Raw genomic sequence first — 21239 nt, 5'->3', positions numbered from 1 at the left:
TGCATTTATATAAAAATATTTTTGGATTGTCAATATTTTTGGCGTAAATAATTGCCCCTTGGGTAATATCTTGATTTGCTTTTGAAAGTCCATGTGCTAGCATCGTTTTGACAAAAAATAAGGATGGGCGATGAAAAAGACGATGGCACCTCCGAGCGTCCGGCAAGGTGCGCTTGTATGGTTGGCAGGTGTTCTGGCTGGCTTGTTTTTCTTCACCAGCCTGATCGGCTTTGCGGCGCTGCGGACCGATGGCTATGCCCATGGTCGCAAGGCGGTCAGCGAGCTGGGGGCGCTGGGCGCGCCGTCCGCCTGGGCCTTTAATCTGCTGGGCTTTATCGTGCCCGGGCTGCTGCTGACCTGGTTTGCCTTGGCCTTGATGCGCCTGGCGCGCCGGCGCACCGGCCCCATGCTGTTGATGGGATCGGGCTTGATGCTGGCGGCCGCCGGCATCTTTCCGCTCGACCCGGAGGATTATGCTTCGGCCCTGACCATCGCCCATGCCGTCGGCGCCATGGGCTCTGGCCTGCTGTGGGCGCTGGCCTTATGCTGGCTGGGACCGCTGTTCTCGCGCCAGCTGGGCTGGACGTTCTGGGGCCGGCTCACGCCCTGTTTCCTTGCTTTTGTGCTGCTGAATATCGGCTGGCAAGCGGCCTTCCGCGCCGGCGCCGATCTGCTGCCCGGCTGGGGCCAGCGCATCGGCTTTGCCGGCTACTTCCTGTGGTTTGCCGTGACCGCCATCCTGCTGTGGCGCCAGCGCTTTAAGCTGGCGTAAGGCTGGCGGCGTCGAGCGCGCAGTTGCGGCCGCTGCGTTTGGCGGCGTACAGGGCGCGGTCGGCCTGGGCGATCAGCTCGGCCGGGCCGTGTTCGGGCGTCGGCACCATGGTGGCAACGCCGACCGACATGGTGACCACGCCCAGCGGCTGGGCGCCCGGATTGGCCATGCCCAGGCCTTGCAGGTGGGCGATGCAGGCTTGCGCCACGGTCAGCGCGCCGGCGGCGTCGGTATCGGGCAGGATGATGGCGAATTCTTCGCCGCCATAGCGCGCCGCCAGATCGGCCGCGCGTTTCAGGTGGGCGGTCAACACGGCCGCCGTCTTCTTCAGGCACAGGTCGCCGGCCGGGTGGCCGAAGCTGTCGTTATAGCATTTGAAAAAATCCACATCGCACAGCAGCAGCGCCAGCGGCTGGCGCTCACGCTGGGCGCGCTGCCACTCTATTTGCAGCACTTCGTCGAAGCGGCGCCGGTTGGCGATGCCGGTCAGGGAATCGAGGGCGGCCAGCTTTTGCAGCGCGATATTGGCGTCGGCCAGGCGCTGCTGGCTTTCGCGCAGGAAGCGGAAGGCTTCGTCGCGCTGCAGGCGGTTGATGTGGGCCGCCGAGTGGTAGCGCACGCGCGCCAGCACTTCCAGGCGGTCGGGCAGCTTGACCATATAGTCATTGGCGCCCATGGCGAAGCTGTGCGCCTTGAGCTTGGGGTCTTCATGCGAGGACAGCACGATGACGGGGATGTGGCGCAGGATGTCGTGGGCGCGGTAGCGGCGGATCAGGTCGAAGCCGTCGACCTCGGGCAGCACCAGATCCTGCAGGATGACGGTCGGCTGCAGCAGCAGCGCCGTGTCGAAGGCTTGCTGCGGATCGGTCACATGGTGGAACTCGATATCGGGGTGGTCGCTGAGCATGCGGCGCACGGCTTCAACGATGATGAGCTGGTCGTCCACCAGCAGGACGCGGACCTTGAAGGCGGTGACTGCCGGCTCTTGCTCTTGCTCCGCCGCGGCGGTGAAAACATCGGACATCGTATTCTCTTCGATTCAACGTGGATGTTGCCGCGCCGGCTTGTTTTACGCTCCATGGTTGCCATTGCCGACTGTGCTGCGCAGGAAAGGGCCGATCTTTCCTAGAGGCAAAATCAACTGGGCCGCGCCCAGTTCGGCCGCCGCGCGCGGCATGCCGTACACGGCGCTGCTGGCCTGGTCCTGGGCAACCGTGTGCATGCCGGCCCGGCGCATAGCCAGCAAGCCTTCGGCGCCATCGCGCCCCATGCCTGTGAGCAATACTCCGAAGGCGGTGCCGCGCCAGTGGCGGGCGATGCACTGGAAAAACACGTCGACCGAGGGGCGGTAAGCGTAGTCCTTTGGATTAGCATCGTAAACCAATCGTAGCTTTTCATCCAGTAGTAAGTGGTCGTTGCTTTTTGCGATAAGAACCGTGCCGGAGAGTAATTCGTCGCGCTGTTCGATGGAGCGCACCGGCATCGCCAGCTGCTCGCCCAGCCACTTGGAAAAATTGTCGGCGAAGTTCTCGTCGATGTGCTGCACCACCACGACGGCGCAGCCGCGCGGCGCGCGCCAACCGGCCAGGATTTGCGCGATGGCCGCCGGGCCGCCGGTGGAGGCGCCGATCGCCACCAAGGTGTGGATGGCTTCCTCGGGGCGCTCGGCCGGCGCCGTGGCGCCGCGCGGCTGCATGGCCTGGCTGCCGCCGCTGTGGCGCACCAGCTTTTCGATGGTGTGGATCTTGGCCAGCAGGGCGGCCGCGCCATCCTGCTGGCCCTGCAGCATGGGGGTGGCGGTGACGTCGAGCGCGCCGGCGCCGAGCGCGCGGAAGACCTGGTTCACATTGTCCTGCGGCCGGCCGGTGACGATCAGGATGGCGCAGGGGCATTCGTCCATGATGCGGCGCGTCGCCTCCACCCCGTCCAGCTCGGGCATATTCAGGTCCATCAGGATCAGGTCGGGGCGCTTGTCGTGGCACATGCGCAGCGCTTCGCCGCCGGTGCGCGCGATCCACAGCACCTGGTGCTCGGCGGTGGCGGCGATCACGCGCCGCAGCGCTTCGGCGGCCATGGGCACATCGTTGGCGATGGCGATTTTCATGAACTGGCTTCTCCGATCAGGTCGGCAACGGCATCGAGCAGGGTCTCGTCGTGGAAACTGCCCTTGGTCAGATAATAGTCGGCACCGGCGGCCAGGCCGCGCGCCCGGTCTTCCGGCCTGTCCTTGTAGGATACAACCATCACCGGCAGCTTGTGCAGGTGCAGGTCGCGCTTGATCAGGGCCACCAGTTCGATGCCATCCATGCGCGGCATATCGATGTCGGTCACCACCAGATCGTATTCACCGCTGCGCACCATATTCCAGCCGTCGATGCCGTCGATGGCGACGTCCACCTGGTAGCCGCGGCCCAGCAGCAGCTTGCGCTCCATCTCGCGCACGGTGAGCGAATCGTCCACCACCAGCACGCGCTTGAGCTTGCGGCGCGCGCCCTGGCTGCCGCGCAGCATCTGGTGCAGCGCGCCTTCATGCAGCAGCTTGTCGATGGACACCAGCAGGTCGGCCACGTCCAGGATCAGCACCGGTTCGCCGTTGTCGAGCAGGGCGGCGGCGTAGATGTCGCGCATCTTGCCGAACACCGCTTCCAGGCTTTGCACCGCCAAGCTTTGTTCGCCGCGGATAGTATCCATCACCAGGGCGTAGCGGCGCGCACCGTTGCCGATCACCACCACCGGCAGCTCGGCCTGGGCGTCGTTATGCTCGCCCAGTTCCAGCACCTGGGCCGCCGGCACCAGGCCCAGATGCTCGCCCTCGTGCTCGAAGAACTGCTTGTTCTCCAGCACATGGATGGCGTTCTGCGGCACGCGCAGCACGCGCTCGACCTTGACGATGGGGATGGCGTAGGCCTCGCCTGCGATCTCCACCACCAGGGCGCGCACCATGGACTGGGTCAGCGGCAGCGTGATCGAGGTGCGGAAACCCTTGCCCGGTTCGGACTCGATTTTCACCGTGCCGTTTTGCTGGCGGATGGTGTCGTGCACGATGTCCAGGCCGACGCCGCGGCCGGAAATCTCGGTGGTGCTTTCCTTCAGGCTGAAGGCGGGCAGGAAGAGAAATTCCATCAGCTCGGCCGCCGACATGGCCTGCGCCATCTGCTCCGGCGCCATCTTGCGCTGGATGACGGTGCGGCGGATTTTCTCGACATCGACGCCACGCCCATCGTCGCTGATTTCAATGTTCAGCATGCCGGCGCGGTGGCGCGCTTCCAGCACCACGCTGCCGACGGCGGGCTTGCCGGCGGCGCTGCGCTGCTCGGGCGTTTCCATGCCGTGGTCGACGGCGTTGCGCAGCATGTGGTTGAGCGGGCTTTCCATATGCGCCAGGATGTCGCGGTCGACCAGGGTGTCTTCGCCACGGATGTCGAGCCGCACATCCTTGCCCAGATTGCGCGCCAGGTCGCGCACCATGCGCGGGAAGTGCTGCACGCCGTCGCGGAAGGGGCGCATGCGCAGCATCAGCACCTCGTCCACCATATTCTTCGAGGTGGCCAGCAGGCGGCGCTCGTAGGCTTCGATCTCGGCGATATGCTCGAGCATGAATTGGCGCAGCGGCTGGCTGCGCTGCTGGGCCAGCACGGATTTTTCCTTGAGCGAGGCATCCTCGCCCTGGGCGATGGCGTCATGCAGCGCATCGAGCGCGCCGAACAGGCTGGCCTGGTGGCGCTTGAAGCGCTGCATATTCTGAATGAAGGGGTGCATCTGGTGGGCGCCGATGCGCGACTCGCTGGCCAGCGACAGCAGGCGGTCGTAGTTCTGCGCCGTCTTCAGCGGCGCCAATTGGCGCGGCGGCGCGCCTGGTGCCGGGGCCGGGTTGTCGCTGTCGCCGTCGCCGCTGGGGGCCGCCACCGGCGCTTGCGCGCTTGGCGTTGCGGCGGGCGGCGCTGCGCTGACCGGCGCCGGCGTCGGTACTGGCACGGGCGCTGGCGCCGGTGCGGGGGCTGGGCGTACCGGCTCGGGCAGGAAGGCGATGCCGCGGATGCGGGTCTGGGTCTGGTCCAGCTGGGCGCCGTTGGCGGCCAGCCAGGCCGGCACGCCTTCGCCGTCGAGCTGCGAGCATTGCAGAATCAGATCGACGCCGGCCAGCAGCACGTCGACGCGGTTCGGCGTGAGCTGCAGCTTGCCATGCTGAGCGGCGACGAAGGCGTCTTCCATGCCGTGCGCCAGCTGCACCACCATATCCAGCCCGACGATGGCGGCCGCGCCCTTGATCGAATGGGCGGCGCGCATCATCGCTTCCAGCGCGCCGGCATCGGCCGGGCGGCGCTCCAGCGCCAGCAGGCCGTCAGTCAGGATCTGGGTCTGGCTTTGCGCCTCCATGCGGAACAGATCCTGCATGGAGAACTGGCTGAGGTCTTCCGGCTGGCTCATCGCAGGGTTCTCGCAAGCTGGTGGGCCAGCAGGCCGGCGTCCAGACAGCCGATCTGCATCTCGCGCAGCGGCAGCACGCCCGCCAGATAGCGCGTCAAGCCCTTGTTGATGGTGGCAGCCGGCGCCAGCATGTCTTCGCTGCGATAGCGTTCGATGCCGTGCAGCTCGGCCACGGGCAGGGCATAGGTTTCGTTCTCCATGCGTACCAGCAGCAGGCGCGGGAAGATATGGTGGCCGCTGCGTTCCAGGGTATCGCGCTCGTCGATGCCCATCAGGGCCGCCAGCGAGACGCAGGGATAGAGCTTGCCGCCGACATTGACGATGCCCGCCAGGCCATGCGCCGCGCGGTGCGGCAGGCGGTGCGGCTGGGCCTGCGGCGCCACCTGGAGGAACAGCGGCGTGGGCAGGGACAGCCACTCGACGCCGATGCGGAAGACCACGCAGGAGGCGTCATGGCGCATGCCCTCCTGCGCCGGCCGGCGGAAGTATTCGGCCCATTCGCGCCGGTAGTCCGGCGGCAGTGGACGCTGCAGATTATGCTGGGCCGCGCCGGCATACACCGGGCAGTTGCGGCAGTGGATGGCCTGCTGCAACCGGGCGCAGCTATGGTCGCCCGCCACGCCTATGCGGTTCCAGCAATCGTCCAGCTCTTGGGCTTGCGCAGTTGTCATGCTCTTCTCTTATCGGGGCAGCTGGCGCTGGTAGACGCGCGCCGCGCGCGCCTTCAGCGTGGCGGCGGCGCTGGGGTCGCCACCTTGTTCGGTCAATAGGGCCAGATGGCACAAGGCTTCGTAATGGTCGGGCTGCAGATAGAGGCAGCGTTTCAGCAGCGCCTCGGCCTGTTCCGGCTGCCGGCCGATCTCGCTCAACAGCCCAAGGATGAAATAGGCTTCGGCCGAATCGGGCGCGTACTCGAGCCAGCGGCGGCACGCGGCGGCGGCGTCGTCGACGCGGCCCTGGTCGGCCAGGCGGCGCGCCTCGGCCAGCGCGTCGGCGGCGGCCGGCGTGGGTGGTGGCGCCGCGGTCGCCACTGCGGTCGCCGCCGCCACCGGCTGCGCGCGCGTGGCGCGCGGCATCGGCGCAGGCGGTCGCAAGGCTGGCGCGGCGGGCAAGGGCGCGACGGGCGCCAGGCTTTGCCGCATCAGGCGCGCCACGTCCGAGCTGCGGCGTGTGGGCGTGCCGCGCGCCGGGATGGCGGCGCCGTCGCAGGGCGGCGCCTGGCGCCGCTCCGGGAACCAGGCCGGCTTGCCGCCGGCGGCGGCCGGGCTGCTGTCATCCTTGCGCAGGGCGAAGGCTTGGCGGTGCGGCAGCGGCGTGAAGCCGTTGTGCACGAAGTTGGGCAGCTCGGCATAGCCGGACAGCAGGATGCCATTGTCGGCCAGCATGGTGGCGATGCGCCCAATCGCCGCGCGCGTCGTGGGCTTGTCGAAATAGATCAGCAGATTACGGCAAAAGATCACGTCATAGCAGCCCTGCCAGCGCGTGGCGTCGAGCGTCAGCAGATTGGCCTGGCGGAAGCGCACCTGGTGCTGGATCTCCGCCTTGATCTGGTAACGCTCGCCGCCGAGCGGCGTGAAATAGCGCTCGCGGAAGGACAGGTCGCTGTTGCGGAAGGCGTTGCGGCCATACACGCCGCGCTGGGCGCGCGCGATGCAGGCCGGACTCAGGTCGCAGGCGTCGATGCTGTAGGCCGACGGTGCCAGCTTGGCGTCGGCCAGCGCCATCGCCATCGAATACGGTTCTTCGCCGCCGGCGCAGGGCAGGGACAGGATGCGCACCGGCCGGCCCATGCGCGCGCTATCGGCGGCGCGCAGCTGCACATGCTGGACCGCCGCGACAAAGGCTTGCGGATCGCGGAACAGCCAGGACTCCGGCACCACCACCAGCTCCACCAGCGCCGTCAGCTCTTCCGGCGCGATATCGCGCAGATAGGCTTTGCGGTCGCGGCAGCCGGTCAGCGCCATGCGCTGCTGCACCGCCTCGTCCACCACGGCGCGCGACAGATTCATGCCGGTGGCCTGGCGCAGCAGCTCGGTGGCTTTCATGATGGCTGGTCCTCGGGCCGGAACAGCAGCGCGCGCAAGGAGGGCGGCAGCAGCTCCTCCAGCCGCACCAGTTGTACGATGCCGGCCGCGTCGCCGGCCACCGCGCCGAGAAAGGGCGCGGCCGCCACGCCGCTGGGATTGAGCGCCGCCGTATCCACTTCCTGCACGCCTTGCACTTTCTCGGCCAGCAGGCCCAGCGCATGCAGCGCGCCTTCCGGCGTGTGGTAATCGACCAGCAGGATGCGGGTGTCGACCTGCTGCGCCGCCGGCGCGCCGCCGCTGATGCGGCACAGGTCGATCACGGGCACGCTGGCGCCGTGCAGGTTCATCAGGCCGGCCACGGCGTCCGGCGCCAGCGGCAGCGCCTTCAATTCCATCAGCGGCAGCACGCGCCGCACGAGCGCCAGCGGTAGACCGTAGCGGTCGGCGCCGATATGGAAGACCAGCACTTTCATCGGCGGTTCCGCTCAGCCGGCGGTGGCGAAAGTGGTGACGCTGGCTTGCAGGTCGGTAGCGGCGTACTGCAACTGGTGTACCGCTTCGCTGGTGGACTTCAGCGATTCCACCGTCTGCTGGGTGGCGTCGTTCAGCTGCATCATGGTTTCGGTGATCTGCTGCGCCCCCACGGCCTGCGACTGCATGCCTTGCAGGACGGCGTCGAATTGCGGCGCCAGTTTCTGCACCTGGTCCATCACGCCGGACAGTTGTTCGACCACCTGGCGCACCTCGCCCACGCTGCGGCGGATCTCTTCGGAGAATTTGTCCATCCCCATCACGCTGGCCGAAACGGCCGACTGCATCTCCTTGAGCATCTGTTCGATATCCCAGGTGGAAACCGAGGTCTGGTCGGCCAGGCGGCGGATTTCGGTGGCCACCACCGAGAAGCCGCGGCCCGCCTCGCCCGCCTTTTCCGCTTCGATGGCGGCATTCAGCGAGAGGATATTGGTCTGGTCGGCCACTTTCGTGATGGTGGTCAGCACGCTGTTGATATTGCTGGCCTTTTCCGACAGGGCGGCCAGCTTGGCGTTGATCGAGTCGGTGGCCGCCACCATGGTGTGCATGGTCTGGTCCATGCGGCGCAGATTGCCCTGCGCTTCGGCGGTGGCGCTGGTGGTGTAGTCGGCGACGGCGGTGGCGTCTTCCATGGTCTTCAGCAGCTGGCTGGTGTTGCTGGAAATTTCCTTGGTGGTGGCCAGGATCTCCACGCTGGTCTGGGCCTGCTCCACGCCCATCGCTTCCTGCTCCTTGGCCGAGGCGGCGATCTCGGTGGCCGAGGTGGTGACCTGGATGCCGGCCTTCTGCACATTATTGATCAGCAGGCGCAGATTATCGAACATGCGGCCCATGCCGCCGCCCAACTGGCCGATAGCGTCTTCGCCGCCGATGGCGACATTGCCGGTCAGGTCGCCGACGGCCGCCTTGTTGATGGCCACCAGCAGGGTATCGACCTTGGACTTGAGCAGGTCGGTTGCGGCTCTTTCCTTTTCCTGGCTGGTCTGGATGAATTGCGCCATCTGGTTGAAGGCATTCCCCACCTGGCCCAGTTCATCGCCGGTGTTGACGGTGGCGCGCGCGTTCTGGTCGCCGGCCGTAATGCGACCCACGGCCCAGGTCAGATTCGCCAGCGGCGCCAGGATAGCCTTGGACAGCAGGATCACCACCAGCAGCGACAGCGTGACGCAGACGGCGCCGCCGACGGTCAGCACCATCAGCATGTTTTCCTGCTGGCGCTGGCTGACCTGGGTGCGCTGAGCCAGCAGGCGGTCTTCCTCGGCCGCCGCTTCGTCGAGCAGGCGGCGCCCCTCCAGCACCGCGTTGGCGGCGTCGCGCAATTCCCTGGATTGGCCCATCTGGTCGGCGGCGCCGGCGGTGTTGCCGAGCGAGCGGCGTTTGTCGATCTGGGCGCGCATCAGGGTGTCGGCCCAGGTGGTGAGCACGGCTTCGGCCTTCTTGAAGCGCTCGTTCTGTTCATGATTGTCGGCGGTGAGCTTGACCAATTGGCGCAGATCGCGCTTCATTTCGGCGATCTTGTCCTTGTCGCCGCCGCTCAGCGCGGCTTCGTTGCCGGTCAAGAGATAACCGCGCACCTCGACCTGGATGCTCAGGATGGCGTTGTTGACGGTGTCGATATCATGCAGCACTTCCATCGTGTGCTTGTCCCAGTTATTTGCCTCGGCCAGGCTCTGGAAGCGGTTGTAGGCCAGCAGCAGCAGGATGATCAGGACCGCGAGAATGGTGCCGAAGCCGAAATAGAGTTTGTGCTTGATGCTCAGATTTTTAATCATTTTTTCTCCTGGGCGGGGACCGGGCATATGGCTGGAAATGTACCATTTTGAAGCTGGCAGCGCGAGCGGTGCGTATGACGGACGCAAAAAAGCCGCCCGTAGGCGGCTTGGCGTGGAGCGCTGACCTGCTTACTGGCCGCGCTTCTGGCGCGCGTTGGCGGCGATGCGCATGCGCAGCGCGTTCAGCTTGATGAAGCCACCGGCGTCGGCCTGGTTGTAGGCGCCGCCGTCCTCGTCGAAGGTGGCGATGGTCTGGTCGAACAGCGAGTCGGTTTTCGAATCGCGCGAGACGACGATCACATTGCCCTTGTACAGCTTGACGCGCACCCAGCCGTTCACGGTCTGCTGCGTGTGGTCGATCAGGGTTTGCAGCGCGACGCGTTCCGGCGCCCACCAGTAGCCGTTGTAAATCAGCGAAGCGTAGCGCGGCATCAGGTCATCCTTCAGGTGGGCCACTTCGCGGTCCAGGGTGATCGATTCGATGGCGCGGTGCGCTTTCAGCATGATAGTGCCGCCCGGCGTTTCATAGCAGCCGCGCGACTTCATGCCGACGTAGCGGTTTTCCACCAGGTCCAGACGGCCGATGCCGTGCTTGCCGCCCAGGCGGTTCAATTCCGTCAGTACTTCGGCGGCGCTCATGCGCTTGCCGTTCAGGGCGACGATATCGCCTTGTTCGTATTCGATATCGAGGTACTCGGCCTGGTCGGGCGCCGCCTCCGGGCTCACGGTCCAGCGCCACATCGATTCCTCGGCTTCCGCGCTCGGGTTTTCCAGGTGGCGGCCTTCAAACGAGATATGCAGCAGGTTGGCGTCCATCGAGTACGGCGCGCCGCCGTTCTTGTGTTTCATGTCGATGGCGATGCCGGCGTCTTCCGCGTACTTCAGCAGCTTTTCGCGCGACAGCAGATCCCACTCGCGCCATGGCGCGATCACTTTCACGCCCGGCTTCAGTGCGTAGGCGCCCAGTTCGAAACGCACCTGGTCGTTGCCCTTGCCGGTGGCGCCGTGCGAGATGGCGTCGGCGCCGGTGGCGTTGGCGATCTCAATCAGGCGCTTGGCGATCAGCGGACGGGCGATCGAGGTGCCCAGCAGGTATTCGCCTTCGTACACGGTATTGGCGCGGAACATGGGGAAGACGAAGTCGCGCACGAACTCTTCGCGCACGTCGTCGATGAAGATGTTCTCAGGCTTGATGCCGAACTTCAGCGCCTTGGCGCGCGCCGGTTCCAGTTCTTCGCCCTGGCCCAGGTCGGCCGTGAAGGTAACGATTTCACATTGGTAGTTATCCTGCAGCCATTTCAGGATAACGGAGGTGTCCAGGCCGCCGGAATAGGCGAGGACTACTTTTTTAATGTCGCTCATGCTCGTTCTCGTTTCAGGTTGGGTATAGGGGAGTGCGCTTACTGATTAGCGATGCGGCCCAGCAGCAGGTACTCGATCAGCGCCTTCTGGATGTGCAGGCGGTTTTCCGCCTCGTCCCACACCACCGATTGCGGGCCGTCGATCACTTCGGCCGCCACTTCCTCGCCGCGGTGGGCGGGCAGGCAGTGCATGAACAGGGCGTCGGGCGCGGCGCGCTGCATCTTGGCCGCATCGACCATGAAGCCGTCGAAGGCTTTCAGGCGGGCCGCGTTTTCGGCCTCGTAACCCATGCTGGTCCAGACGTCGGTGTTGACCAGGTGAGCGCCGGCGCAGGCGTCGGAAGGATTGTCGAAGAAGGTGTAGCGCTTGGTCCGCACCTGCGACAGGTCCATATCGTAGCCTTTTGGCGTCGACACGTTCAGGTGGAAGCCGAACACTTCGGCCGCCTGCAGCCAGGAGTACAGCATATTATTGGCGTCGCCCACCCAGGCCACGGTCTTGCCCGTGATCGGGCCGCGGTGCTCGTAGTAGGTGAAGATGTCGGCGAACACCTGGCAGGGGTGGTGCTCGTTGGTCAGGCCATTGATCACCGGCACGCGCGAATTGGCGGCGAAACGCTCGATGATCTCCTGGCCGAAGGTGCGCACCATGATGATGTCGCACATGCGGGACATCACCTGGCCGGCGTCTTCCACCGGTTCGCCGCGACCGAGCTGGCTGTCGCGCGTGTTCAGGTAGATGGCGGCGCCGCCCAACTGGTGCATGCCGGCCTCGAAGGACAGGCGGGTACGGGTCGAATTCTTTTCAAACACCATCACCAGGGTACGGTCGATCAGCGGGTGGTAGATCTCGTAGTTCTTGAACTTACGCTTGATCACATGGGCGCGCTCGATCACGTATTCATATTCTTCCAACGTGAAATCGGAAAACTGGAGGTAGTGTTTGATCGGTTTTTTCGTAGACATGGTGGCAATTTTTGATGCGTGGCCGAGGACCGCAGGGCGCCGTCCGGCCAGCCTTGAAAAAATCATTATACGGGTTTTCTTTGGCGCACGGCCAGACGCGGCGTGGATAATATGGCGGGTGTGAGAATTGCTGGATCAGTAGATGGACGCCGCGCGCTCCGGGTCGTGCTCGGGCGCCGTCAGCGGCAGGTCCAGCGTGAAGATGGTGCCGGCGCTGCTGCTGTTTACCGAGATCTGCCCGCCCAGCAGCGAGCTGACGATGTTATAGCTGATCGACAGTCCCAGGCCGCTGCCGCCCTGACCGAGCTTGGTGGTGAAGAAGGGATCGAAAATGCGGCCCAGGTGTTCGGGCGCGATGCCGTCGCCGTCGTCGCTGAAGCAGATCTGCACCCGCCCCTCCACCGGCGTGCTCGCTTCCAGGCGCATGCGGCCGTTCTCGCGGCCCTCGAAGGCGTGCAGCAGGGCGTTGTTGATCAAGTTGGTGATGACCTGGCCGAAGGGGCCGGGATAGCTGTCCAGCGCCAGCAGCTGCGGCACCTCGAAGGCGATGCTGTGGTTGGAGGCGCGGATGCGGTTCATCATGGTCGCCACGATTTCATGCGTGACCTGGTGCAGGTTGAAGTGGCGGCGCTGCTCGGTGGTGCGGTCCACCGCCACCTGCTTGAAGCTGTTCACCAGATCGGCCGCGCTGTGCAGGCCGCGCATCACCAGCTCGGACGCCTTGCGCGCGTCGGCGATATAGGCTGCCAGCTCGGAGCGGCGCAGGCCGGGGCCGTTCAGCGCCACTTCCAGGTCGGCCGTCTTGTGCTCCAGGGTGCTGGCGATCAGCAGGCTGTTGCCGATCGGCGTATTCAGCTCGTGCGCCACGCCCGCCATCAGGGAACCCAGGGCCGCCAGCTTTTCCTGCGACACCAGCTGGCTTTGCGCATCCTTCAACTGGCGGTAGGCGTGGGCGTTGTCCAGCGCGATGGCGCCATAGGCGCACAGGGTGCGGAAGATCAGCCGTTCGCGCTCGCCGTAGGCGTTGGCGTGCATGGCCTGCACCGTCATCACGCCGAGCACGCGTTCGCCCGCCAGCAGCGGCACGAACAGGGCGCTGACGCTGACTTGCGTGCCGGGCGTGACGGCCGCCACCGGATGCTGCAGGTGGGCCGTGTTCTCCAGGTAGATTTCGCGCCGCTCCAGCAGGCAGCGCACCGAATAGGCGGTCGGATGGTCGAGCGGCAGCGAGTTCTCGGGCAGGGGCAGGCCATCCTCCACGCCGAAGGCGCGGCTCAGGCGCGCGCCGTCCGGATCGCACAGATAGATGACGAAGGTATTGGCCGCGAGCAGGGCGTGCACATGGCGGTTCAGCACGCGGAACACGGCGCCCGCGTCCAGGTGGGTGGTCACTTCCTGGCCGATGGCCGACAGGCGCTCCAGCGTGGCGCTGGTCTGCTGCAGCACTTCGGCGCGGCGCGCCTCGGAGGCGGCCAGCTCGCGGTGGTGGTGGCCCTCGGCGCGCGCGTGCTCGGTCTGGTGGTGCACCTGCATGGCGATGGCGCGGTTGGTGGCTTCCTGGCTGTGGGTGCGCTCGCGCGCGGCGCTGGCGGCCAGCGCCATCTCGTAAGCCTGCTCGTAATGGGCGGCGCGCGCGTATTCGTGGGCCAGGGCTTCGTACAGGTCGCCCGGCACGATATAGCCGTCCACCGTGGCGGCCACGTGCAAGGCCTGGTGCAGATAGTGCAGCGGCGGATTGAGCGCCGTCATGCCTTGCGGCGGCGGCAGCGCATGCTGGCTGTGGATCAGCGCCAGTACGCGCAGCGCGGCGATGTGGTGGTGGGCATTGCCTTTGTCGGCCGCCAGGTGCACCGCGTCCAACGCCGTCTCCAGCGCTTCCTGGGCGCGGCCCAGGCAGGACAGGGCGTGCGCCTGGCCGCGCCGCGCCACGCTGAGGAAGTCGGGCTGGTTCAGCGCTTCGGCCCGGCCCTGCAGGCGCAGGAAGGCGTCCAGCGCCGAGGAGTGCTGGCTGCGGTCGAGCGAGAGGTCGCCCAGGTACTGCAAGGCGATGGCATAGCTGCGCGCGCCGGACACCGGGGCCAGGATCACCAGCGCCTCGCGCAGCAGCTCGTCGGCGGCGTCCATGCGGCCCAGGCGGCGCATGGTGTCGGCCGTGTGCATCAGGCAGGCGCCGATGCTGCGCGGCCAGCCGGTGGGGCGCGCCAGGTCGAGCGCGCACTGCATCCATTCCAGCGCCGAGTGGTGGTCGTTGAGGATGCAGAAGTCTTCGCCGATATTGGTGGCGGCGATGATGGCGGCGCGCAGCTGGCCGGTTTCCAGCGCCGATTCGTAGCAGTGGATGTAGTGGCTGGCGGCGGCGCCGAAATCATTGGCCTGGCTGGCGCTCAGGCCCATATAGTCGCTGATCCAGGTGGCGGCGGCCAGCGACAGGCGCTCGGTCTTGCGCGCGAAGTGGACGCCCCAGCGCGCCGCCGCGGCGCGCGGATCGTGCAGCACGGCCCAGCGCGCGCTGGCGCCTTCGGCCACGGCCAGCCTTTCCTGGTCGCCGGCGCCGCGCGCGACTTCCGCGCACAGCGCCAATTCCTCGTCACAGCGCCGGTGCTCGCCGCGGTCGACGGCAATCCAGGCTTGCAGCCAATGGGCATCGCCGCGGCCGGCAGGATCGTCGAGGGCTTGCGCCGCCGCCAGCGCCTGGGCCGCCAGCGTGGCGGCTTCGTCCAAGCGGCCTTGCAGCCAGCGTGCCTCGCCCTGCACCAGGTGCAGGCGGGCGCTGATCAAGCTACAGGCATCGGCATCGAGACGGGTTTGCGGCAGCAGGGCCAGGGCTTCGGCGGCGAAGGATTCGGCGCGCGCGCTGTCGCGCTGTCGCAGATGCCAGGCCAGCGGCAGCAGCACCGGCAGACGGGCGACGCCGCGCAAGGGCAAGAGGGCCAGCTCCCATTGCGCCACATCGTCATCGACAGCAAACATCTCCATCGTCATTCCCGTTAGTGCCGGCTTTGCAAGCCAATGCAAAGCATTGTAAGGCAGTAGGCAGCGGCTGTGCGGGGGAATGACATCAATAAAGCGTTTGTGCGGATTCGTGTAGCAGCTGGCCGTACAAGGTATGGCGCATGCGCGCGATTTTGCCTTCTTCGACGGCGGCCAGCACGCTGCATTGCGGTTCGCTCAGGTGGCGGCAGTTGTAGAACTTGCAATGTCCGAGGTGGGGCACGAAGTCGCGGAACGCCCGTTCCAGCATGCCTTCGCTCAGGTGGTACAGGCCGAATTCCTGGAAGCCGGGCGAGTCGATCACGCAGCCGCCATCGGCCAGGTGGTACAGGCGGGTGAAGGTGGTGGTGTGCTTGCCGGTGTCGAGCGCCTCGCTGATTTCGCGCGTGGCGATATCGGCGTCCGGCACCAATAGATTAATCAGCGAAGACTTGCCCATGCCGGACTGGCCGATCAGGATGGAGGACTGGCCGGCCAGCAGCGGCGCCAGCTTGGCCACCGTGGCTTCCGGCTCGGCGCGCGCCGACACCTCGTGCAGCGGATAGCCCATGGCCGTGTACACCTGCAGCCGTTCGCGCGCGCGCGGCAGCGACTCGGTGACGTCGGTCTTGTTCAGGATCAGGTGCGCGGTGATGCCGGCCGCTTCGGCCGCCACCAGGGAGCGCGACACCAGATCGTCGGAAAAACTCGGCTCGGTGGCGACCACGATGAACAGTTGCGTCAAGTTCGCCGCCAGCAGTTTGGACTTGTACTGGTCCGAGCGGTAGAGCAGGGTCTTGCGCTCTTCGATGGCATCGATCACCGCCTGGTTGGGCGAGGTCAGGGTCAGGCGCACGCTGTCGCCCACCGCCACATTGGTCTTCTTGCCGCGCGTGACGCATTGCAGGCGCGCGCCCTCCGACTCGGCCAGATAGTGGCGGCCGTGGGCGGCGATGATGGTGCCGAGGCGAATCGTCTTGCTCATGCCTGCACCGCCTTGTGCAGCAGGGCGTCGACGCGGGCGGCGCAAATGAAATCGTTGAGCGAGAGGCCGCCCACCGAATGCGTGTCATAGCGCACGGCGCAGCTCTTGTAGCCGACCGTCAGCTCGGGATGGTGGTCCTGGCCGTGGGCGATGAAGGCCAGCGCGTTCGCAAAAGCCATGGTTTCGTAATAGTTGGCGAAGTCGAAGGTCTTGGCGAGCTTGCCCTGTTCGATGTTCCAGCCGTCCAGCAAGGCCGCCAGGCGCGCCGCTTCGGGCGAGGCCAGGGCTTGCGTGGCGTGGGCGCAGTCCAGGGCGCGCAGCGCGCCCGCGTCGAGGATGGCCGCGCTCATGGCGCCACCGCCAGGTTCAGTTGGCGAATGCGCACGCTGGCTGGCGGATGCGAATCGTAGAAGGCCGAGTGCAGCGGGTCCGGGGTCAGGGTCGAGGCATTGTCCTCATACATCTTGACCAGGGCCGACACCAGATCGCGCGCATCGGTGTGATGGGCGGCGAAGGCGTCGGCCTCGAATTCATGCTTGCGCGAGCTGAGCGAAGTCAAAGGACCGAACAGGAAGGTGAACACGGGCAGGGTCAGCATGAACAGGATCAGGGCCATGCCGTCATTGCTCTGGCCCGGCACGATCAGCGGCGCCACACCCAGGCCGGTGAAGAACCATACCTGGTTTTTCAGGAAGCCGAGCAGGGCCAGGAAGGCCAGCGACACGGCGAACATCATGGCGATGCGCTTGATGATGTGTTTCAGCTTGAAGTGGCCCAGCTCATGGGCCAGCACCGCCTCGATCTCCTGCGGCGCCAGGCGCGAGAGCAGGGTGTCGAAGAAGACGATGCGCTTATTGGCGCCGAAGCCGGAGAAGTAAGCGTTGCCGTGGGCGCTGCGCTTGGAACCGTCCATCACGAACAAGCCTTTGGAGGCGAAGCCCACGCGCTGCATCAAGCCTTCGATGCGCGACTTCAGCGATTCGTCGGCCAGCGGCGTGAATTTATTGAACAGGGGCGCGATCACGGTCGGGAACAGCACCATCATCAGGAGCTGGAAGCCGCTCCACACGAACCAGGCATACAGCCACCACAATTCGCCGCTTTTCTCCATCAGCGTCAGCACCACCCACACCAGCGGCAGGCCGATCGCCGCGCCGACCACGGTATTGGTCAGCAGATCCTTGAGGAAGAGGGCTTTGCTCATCTTGTTGAAGCCGAAATCCTGTTCCAGATTGAACTGGCGGTAGTAGTCGAAAGGCAGTTCCAACAGGCCGGAGAGCAAGGCGAAGGCGACGATCAGGCCGAGCTGGTAGCCCATGCCGCCGCCGCTCAGTTTATACACCTCGACCGACAGCCACTGCAGGCCGCCCAGCAGCGTAAAGCCGATCAGGATGGCGGTATTCACCAGCATGGTCAGCATGCCGAACTTGGTCTTGGCCACCGTGTAATCGGCCGCTTTCTGGTGCGCCGCGAGCGGGATTTTTTCCGCGAATTCGGCCGGCACGGCGGCGCGGTGCGACAGTACATGGCGGATATGGCGCGAGGCGAGCCAGAAGCGCACCAGCAAGGTCAGCGCCAGGAAGGAAACAAACAAAATCGAAAACGCGTGTGAATACATTCTATGCCTGTGAGAAAATGGCGGATTGTTTAGGCCATGCCGAGAGAGAATTATGTCACAAGAGAACCAAGTCACCGCAACCGCCGCCGCGCCCCGTCCAAATGAAATGAACCTGGTCTGGGTCGATATGGAGATGACCGGCCTGGAGCCGGACACCGATCGCATTATCGAAGTGGCAATGGTTGTCACCGACATGCACCTGAACGTGCTGGCCGAAGGCCCGGTCCTGGCGATCCACCAGTCCGACGCCACGCTGGACGCCATGGATTCCTGGAACAAGGGCACGCACGGCCGCTCCGGCCTGATCGACCGCGTCAAAGCCTCCACCATCAGCGAAGCCCAGGCCGAAGCCGAGTTCATCGCCTTCATGAAGCAATGGGTACCGCAGGGTAAATCGCCGATGTGCGGCAACACCATCGGCCAGGACCGCCGCTTCATGGTGCGCTACATGCCCAAGCTCGAAGCCTTCTTCCACTATCGCAACGTCGACGTCTCCACGCTCAAAGAGCTGGGCCGCCGCTGGAAGCCCGAAGTCGTCTCCAGCTTCAAAAAAGCGCAAAAGCACACCGCGCTGGCCGACATCCTCGAATCCATCGAAGAGCTCAAGCACTACCGCGAGCACTTCATCAAGCTGTAAAACTCCCCAGCGCGTTTGCGCCAAATCAAAAAATGTCCACCCTGGTGTCAGGCACCAAGGTAGGACATTTACTGATTTAGATCAAAGAATGTCCACCTCTGGTGCCTGACACCAGGGTGGACATTTTTTGTGCTAGATCAAAGGGGTGGCGGGGTCAGGCTTCGGCGCCGTGGCACTTCTTGTATTTTTTGCCGCTGCCGCAAGGGCAGTCGTCGTTGCGGCCGACTTTAGGGTCTTCGCGCTTGACGGTGCTCACGCCAGCCTTGCGGCGCGGTACCCAGAATTTGTGGATGGTGGGCAGATTGGCTTCCAGATCCAGGGCCAGTTTGTGGGCCTTGTGCGGATCTTCGACCAGCGGCAGTTCTTCTTCCTTGATTTCGTCGGCGCCCAGCAGGTAGATCGGCTGCATCAGATCGGCGATGTCGGAGTCCCAGATCTCGTCCCAGGAGCCGGAACGCAACTCCATGCCTTCCCAGAAGCCCCAGCACCAGGCTTCGGCGTCGATCAGGGTCTGGCCTTCGTGCTCGTGCTCGACGAACAGCGGTTCGAATTCTTTCGGCGCGACTTCGAACGTGACCAGCACTTCGTTCATGAAGCGCATGATCAGGTTGACGATGCGCTCTTCTTCCTTGCCGTTCTTGAATTTAGGCGCTTGCTGGCCGTCTTCGCCCCACACGCGCGGCAGCCATTCGGCCGGCATGATGGTTTCCGGGCCGATGGCGATGGCCGTCAGGTAGCCGTGCAGATGGTCCATGGTCATGGAGTCTTCCGGGCTGCGGTCGCTCAGCAGGAACTGGTCGAGTTCGTCGAATTCTTTTTCGCTCAGGGGCTGGTCGAGTTGCATGGTTTTTGCTCAGTATTTTGATGGAAGGCGCTAGTATACGCTGTCGCCGCCCCCTTTCCCACCTTTACAATGGCGGCATGATGAATTCCCCTGCCTCCCACCTCTCAAGCGGCCCTTCTGTGGATATCAAGCAAGTAAATATCGAAACGCCTTATGCCGACCTGACCCCTGAATGCCTGTTCAGCGCGATAGAAAGCCTGGGGATCGCTTGCGATGGCCGCCTCCATCAATTGAACAGCTTCGAAAACCGCGTGTATCAGGTCTGGAGCGAGGACGGCAAGCAATACGTGGTCAAGTTTTATCGGCCCGGGCGCTGGAGCGATGCCGCCATCCTGGAAGAACACCTGTTTTCTCTTGATTTGGCCGGGGACGAGATCCCGGTTGTGCCGCCTTTGTGCTTCAATGACCGCACCTTGCACCATTTTGAAGGACACCGGTTTGCCGTCTTCATGAAACGTGGTGGCAGGGCGCCGGAGTTGGATCGGGAAGGCACGCTTGAGTGGATGGGGCGTTTCCTCGGACGCATTCACGCCGTAGGCGCGAGCGGCGTCTACCAGGCGCGCCCCGCTCTCGATATTCGGAGTTTCGGTTTCGAGTCGCGCCAATTCCTTGTGGATGGCAATTGGCTGCCGGAAGAATTGCGCACCGCCTGGATCAGCGTTGCGGACCAGGCGCTGGACGCCGCCGCTGAGGCGTATCAACGCGCCGGCGATGTGCAATTGCTGCGGCTTCATGGCGACTGCCATGCCGGGAACGTTTTGTGGACCGATGACGGCCCCCATTTTGTCGACTTTGACGATAGCCGCTCGGGTCCGGCCATACAGGATCTGTGGATGCTGTTGTCGGGCGACGAGGCCGATGCGCGCAAGCAGCTCGCGGCCATCCTGCGTGGCTATGAGACGTTTCGCGAATTCGATGACCGGGAACTGTATTTGATCGAAGCATTGCGCACCCTGCGTTTGCTTCACTACAGCGCCTGGATTGCGCGTCGTTGGCAGGACCCCGCATTTCCCGTCGCATTTCCTTGGTTTGGTACTGTGCGATACTGGCAAGACCGCATTCTTGAGCTCCGGGAGCAAACCGCCAAAATGCAGGAGTCGCCGCTTCGTCCGGCGTGGTCCTGAATGTAGTCTGGCGATGGCAAAGTGCGTATTTTGTATCTGAGTAAGAGTGATTCTGGGCGCTAGTTGGAAGGCGCGGTTCTGATCTGAATGTCTATCACGATAAATCTATGATAAAAAAATACATCTTCGTAGCCCTGTTTTCCATCTTGATTCCAGTGTTTGGATCTGCTGCGGAAAATGCAAAGAAGCCGGAAGCGGTCGCAACTGAAATTGATGAGCTGCTGACGCCCGAAATTGGCGGAATCAAGCAATTCGTGCAAATCAAAACCAACGATGCGCGCAAGCCGGTGCTGCTGTTCCTGTCTGGCGGTCCGGGAAGTTCCATGATGGGCGGGGCGGATGCTTTTACGACTATCCTGAAAGATAAATTCACGATTGTGCAGTGGGATCAGCGGGATGCCGGGAAAACGTTGAAGTTGAATCCGTCGCCAACCCAGCCCTCGGTTGAACAGATGGAAGGCGATACGGTTCAGGTCATCGAGTTCCTGATAAAACGACTCAATCAAAAGAAAATTTACCTGTTGGGAAGCTCGTGGGGGAATGTCCTGGGTTTCCACGTTGTTAGAAACCGTCCGGAATTGCTGCATGCCTATTTCGCGTCAAATCCCGTGGTCAGCCAATTGGCGAGCGAAAAGGAATTGCTTGGGATTTTGAAAGCCCATTTCCAGGAAAATCCGCTTGCCCGCAAGGAATTGGCTAGCGTGAACATTCCCTTTAAAACCGATGAGGATCTGTTCTATCTAAGAAAATGGCTTTTCTATAAAGACGGGAAGAAATCCGTGACGAGCGACGATTTCCGGAATGGTTTTCTGCGCTGGTCCAAGACCTGGTCGCCGGTATGGAATGAAGTGATGAACATCGATTTGCCAAGGACGTTGAAGACGGTGGACTGTCCTATCTATTTCTTTGTTGGCAAAAACGACATTCAAACATCCACCGACATCACGAAAGAATATTTCACGAAATTGAAGGCGCCCAAGAAGGATTTGTTCTTGTTTGGCAGTTCCGGGCATCAGATCCACCATGATGAACCGGAAAAATTTCAAAATACAATAGTCCAGATATTGGATAGCAATACGGCTGTGAATTAAGGCATTAAGGCTCGCTGGCGGCGGACCGGTGGCGTCTGCGAACTGCGCTTGCGGGCGAGCCGCCGCTCTGGTTCGAAAGGGGGAATAGGCGGGGAAATCCGCCTTTCCTTGGC

At 64.0% G+C, this 21239-nt stretch carries 18 protein-coding genes; 4 read left to right on the top strand and 14 right to left on the bottom strand.

Annotation, left to right across the window (positions count from 1 at the left end):
• Nucleotides 1-202 precede the first annotated feature (202 nt).
• Entirely contained in the window at nucleotides 203-772 is a 570-nt protein-coding gene (locus FHS03_RS25640; RefSeq protein WP_183443737.1) for a DUF998 domain-containing protein, read from the top strand.
• Here the strand turns inward: FHS03_RS25640 and FHS03_RS25635 are convergent.
• The 13 genes from FHS03_RS25635 to FHS03_RS25575 form a co-directional block, all read right to left on the bottom strand.
• Nucleotides 759-1796: a diguanylate cyclase gene (locus FHS03_RS25635; RefSeq protein WP_183443736.1), complete on the bottom strand. Its 1038-nt coding sequence runs from the start codon at nucleotides 1794-1796 to the stop codon at nucleotides 759-761. The two genes, FHS03_RS25640 and FHS03_RS25635, sit on opposite strands and share 14 nt — an antisense overlap.
• Before the next feature lie 45 nt (nucleotides 1797-1841).
• Nucleotides 1842-2876, bottom strand: a complete 1035-nt coding sequence (gene cheB, locus FHS03_RS25630; RefSeq protein ID WP_183443735.1) for a chemotaxis-specific protein-glutamate methyltransferase CheB — start codon at nucleotides 2874-2876, stop codon at nucleotides 1842-1844.
• Entirely contained in the window at nucleotides 2873-5200 is a 2328-nt protein-coding gene (locus FHS03_RS25625) for a hybrid sensor histidine kinase/response regulator (RefSeq protein ID WP_183443734.1), read from the bottom strand. The genes cheB and FHS03_RS25625 overlap by 4 nt, the downstream gene beginning before the upstream one ends.
• Nucleotides 5197-5871, bottom strand: a complete 675-nt coding sequence (locus tag FHS03_RS25620; protein WP_183443733.1) for a chemotaxis protein CheW — start codon at nucleotides 5869-5871, stop codon at nucleotides 5197-5199. The genes FHS03_RS25625 and FHS03_RS25620 overlap by 4 nt, the downstream gene beginning before the upstream one ends.
• Nucleotides 5872-5880: 9 nt before the next feature.
• A complete protein-coding gene (locus FHS03_RS25615; RefSeq protein WP_183443732.1) occupies nucleotides 5881-7245 on the bottom strand; it encodes a CheR family methyltransferase in 1365 nt (454 codons plus the stop codon).
• A complete protein-coding gene (locus FHS03_RS25610) occupies nucleotides 7242-7700 on the bottom strand; it encodes a chemotaxis protein CheW (RefSeq protein WP_183443731.1) in 459 nt (152 codons plus the stop codon). The genes FHS03_RS25615 and FHS03_RS25610 overlap by 4 nt, the downstream gene beginning before the upstream one ends.
• A 12-nt stretch (nucleotides 7701-7712) precedes the next feature.
• Nucleotides 7713-9530 carry a methyl-accepting chemotaxis protein gene (locus tag FHS03_RS25605; RefSeq protein WP_183443730.1) on the bottom strand — a complete coding sequence of 606 codons (1818 nt, stop codon included), beginning with the start codon at nucleotides 9528-9530 and terminating at the stop codon, nucleotides 7713-7715.
• Between the two features lie 129 nt (nucleotides 9531-9659).
• Nucleotides 9660-10892 (bottom strand): argininosuccinate synthase, encoded by a 1233-nt coding sequence (locus FHS03_RS25600; RefSeq protein ID WP_183443729.1) that lies wholly within the window; start codon nucleotides 10890-10892, stop codon nucleotides 9660-9662.
• A gap of 38 nt (nucleotides 10893-10930) precedes the next feature.
• A complete protein-coding gene (gene argF / locus FHS03_RS25595) occupies nucleotides 10931-11857 on the bottom strand; it encodes an ornithine carbamoyltransferase (RefSeq protein WP_183443728.1) in 927 nt (308 codons plus the stop codon).
• Between the two features lie 135 nt (nucleotides 11858-11992).
• Nucleotides 11993-14833, bottom strand: coding sequence for a sensor histidine kinase (locus FHS03_RS25590; protein ID WP_183443727.1), 2841 nt, complete (start codon nucleotides 14831-14833; stop codon nucleotides 11993-11995).
• Between the two features lie 82 nt (nucleotides 14834-14915).
• Nucleotides 14916-15812 carry a ribosome small subunit-dependent GTPase A gene (rsgA, locus tag FHS03_RS25585; protein WP_183443726.1) on the bottom strand — a complete coding sequence of 299 codons (897 nt, stop codon included), beginning with the start codon at nucleotides 15810-15812 and terminating at the stop codon, nucleotides 14916-14918.
• Nucleotides 15809-16162 (bottom strand): 4a-hydroxytetrahydrobiopterin dehydratase, encoded by a 354-nt coding sequence (locus FHS03_RS25580; protein WP_183443725.1) that lies wholly within the window; start codon nucleotides 16160-16162, stop codon nucleotides 15809-15811. Before FHS03_RS25580 ends, rsgA begins: the two co-directional genes overlap by 4 nt.
• Complete coding sequence (locus tag FHS03_RS25575; RefSeq protein ID WP_183443724.1) at nucleotides 16159-17430, bottom strand: M48 family metallopeptidase; 1272 nt, start codon at nucleotides 17428-17430, stop codon at nucleotides 16159-16161. Before FHS03_RS25575 ends, FHS03_RS25580 begins: the two co-directional genes overlap by 4 nt.
• Nucleotides 17431-17482: 52 nt before the next feature.
• Here FHS03_RS25575 and orn point away from each other — a divergent pair, with 52 nt between their 5' ends.
• Nucleotides 17483-18067, top strand: coding sequence for an oligoribonuclease (gene orn / locus FHS03_RS25570; RefSeq protein WP_176349336.1), 585 nt, complete (start codon nucleotides 17483-17485; stop codon nucleotides 18065-18067).
• A gap of 154 nt (nucleotides 18068-18221) precedes the next feature.
• On the opposite strand, the gene FHS03_RS25565 is transcribed toward orn, so the two are convergent.
• A complete protein-coding gene (locus FHS03_RS25565) occupies nucleotides 18222-18911 on the bottom strand; it encodes a UPF0149 family protein (protein WP_183443723.1) in 690 nt (229 codons plus the stop codon).
• Nucleotides 18912-18988: 77 nt separating this feature from the next.
• Between FHS03_RS25565 and FHS03_RS25560 the strand changes: the two genes are divergently transcribed.
• Together FHS03_RS25560 and FHS03_RS25555 are read left to right on the top strand one after the other, a co-directional pair.
• Nucleotides 18989-20035: a serine/threonine protein kinase gene (locus tag FHS03_RS25560; protein ID WP_229426439.1), complete on the top strand. Its 1047-nt coding sequence runs from the start codon at nucleotides 18989-18991 to the stop codon at nucleotides 20033-20035.
• A 107-nt stretch (nucleotides 20036-20142) separates the two neighbouring features.
• The gene (locus FHS03_RS25555) at nucleotides 20143-21126 is read left to right on the top strand and encodes an alpha/beta fold hydrolase (protein WP_183443722.1); all 984 of its coding nucleotides are present in this window, start codon (nucleotides 20143-20145) and stop codon (nucleotides 21124-21126) included.
• The last annotated feature ends 113 nt before the right edge of the window (nucleotides 21127-21239 follow it).

Origin of the sequence: Pseudoduganella violacea, from assembly GCF_014191875.1 — a bacterium.
Classification (GTDB): domain Bacteria; phylum Pseudomonadota; class Gammaproteobacteria; order Burkholderiales; family Burkholderiaceae_D; genus Rugamonas; species Rugamonas violacea_A.
The sequence above is the reverse complement of the archived record's forward strand: the minus strand, read 5'-3'. Positions and strand labels throughout refer to the sequence as shown.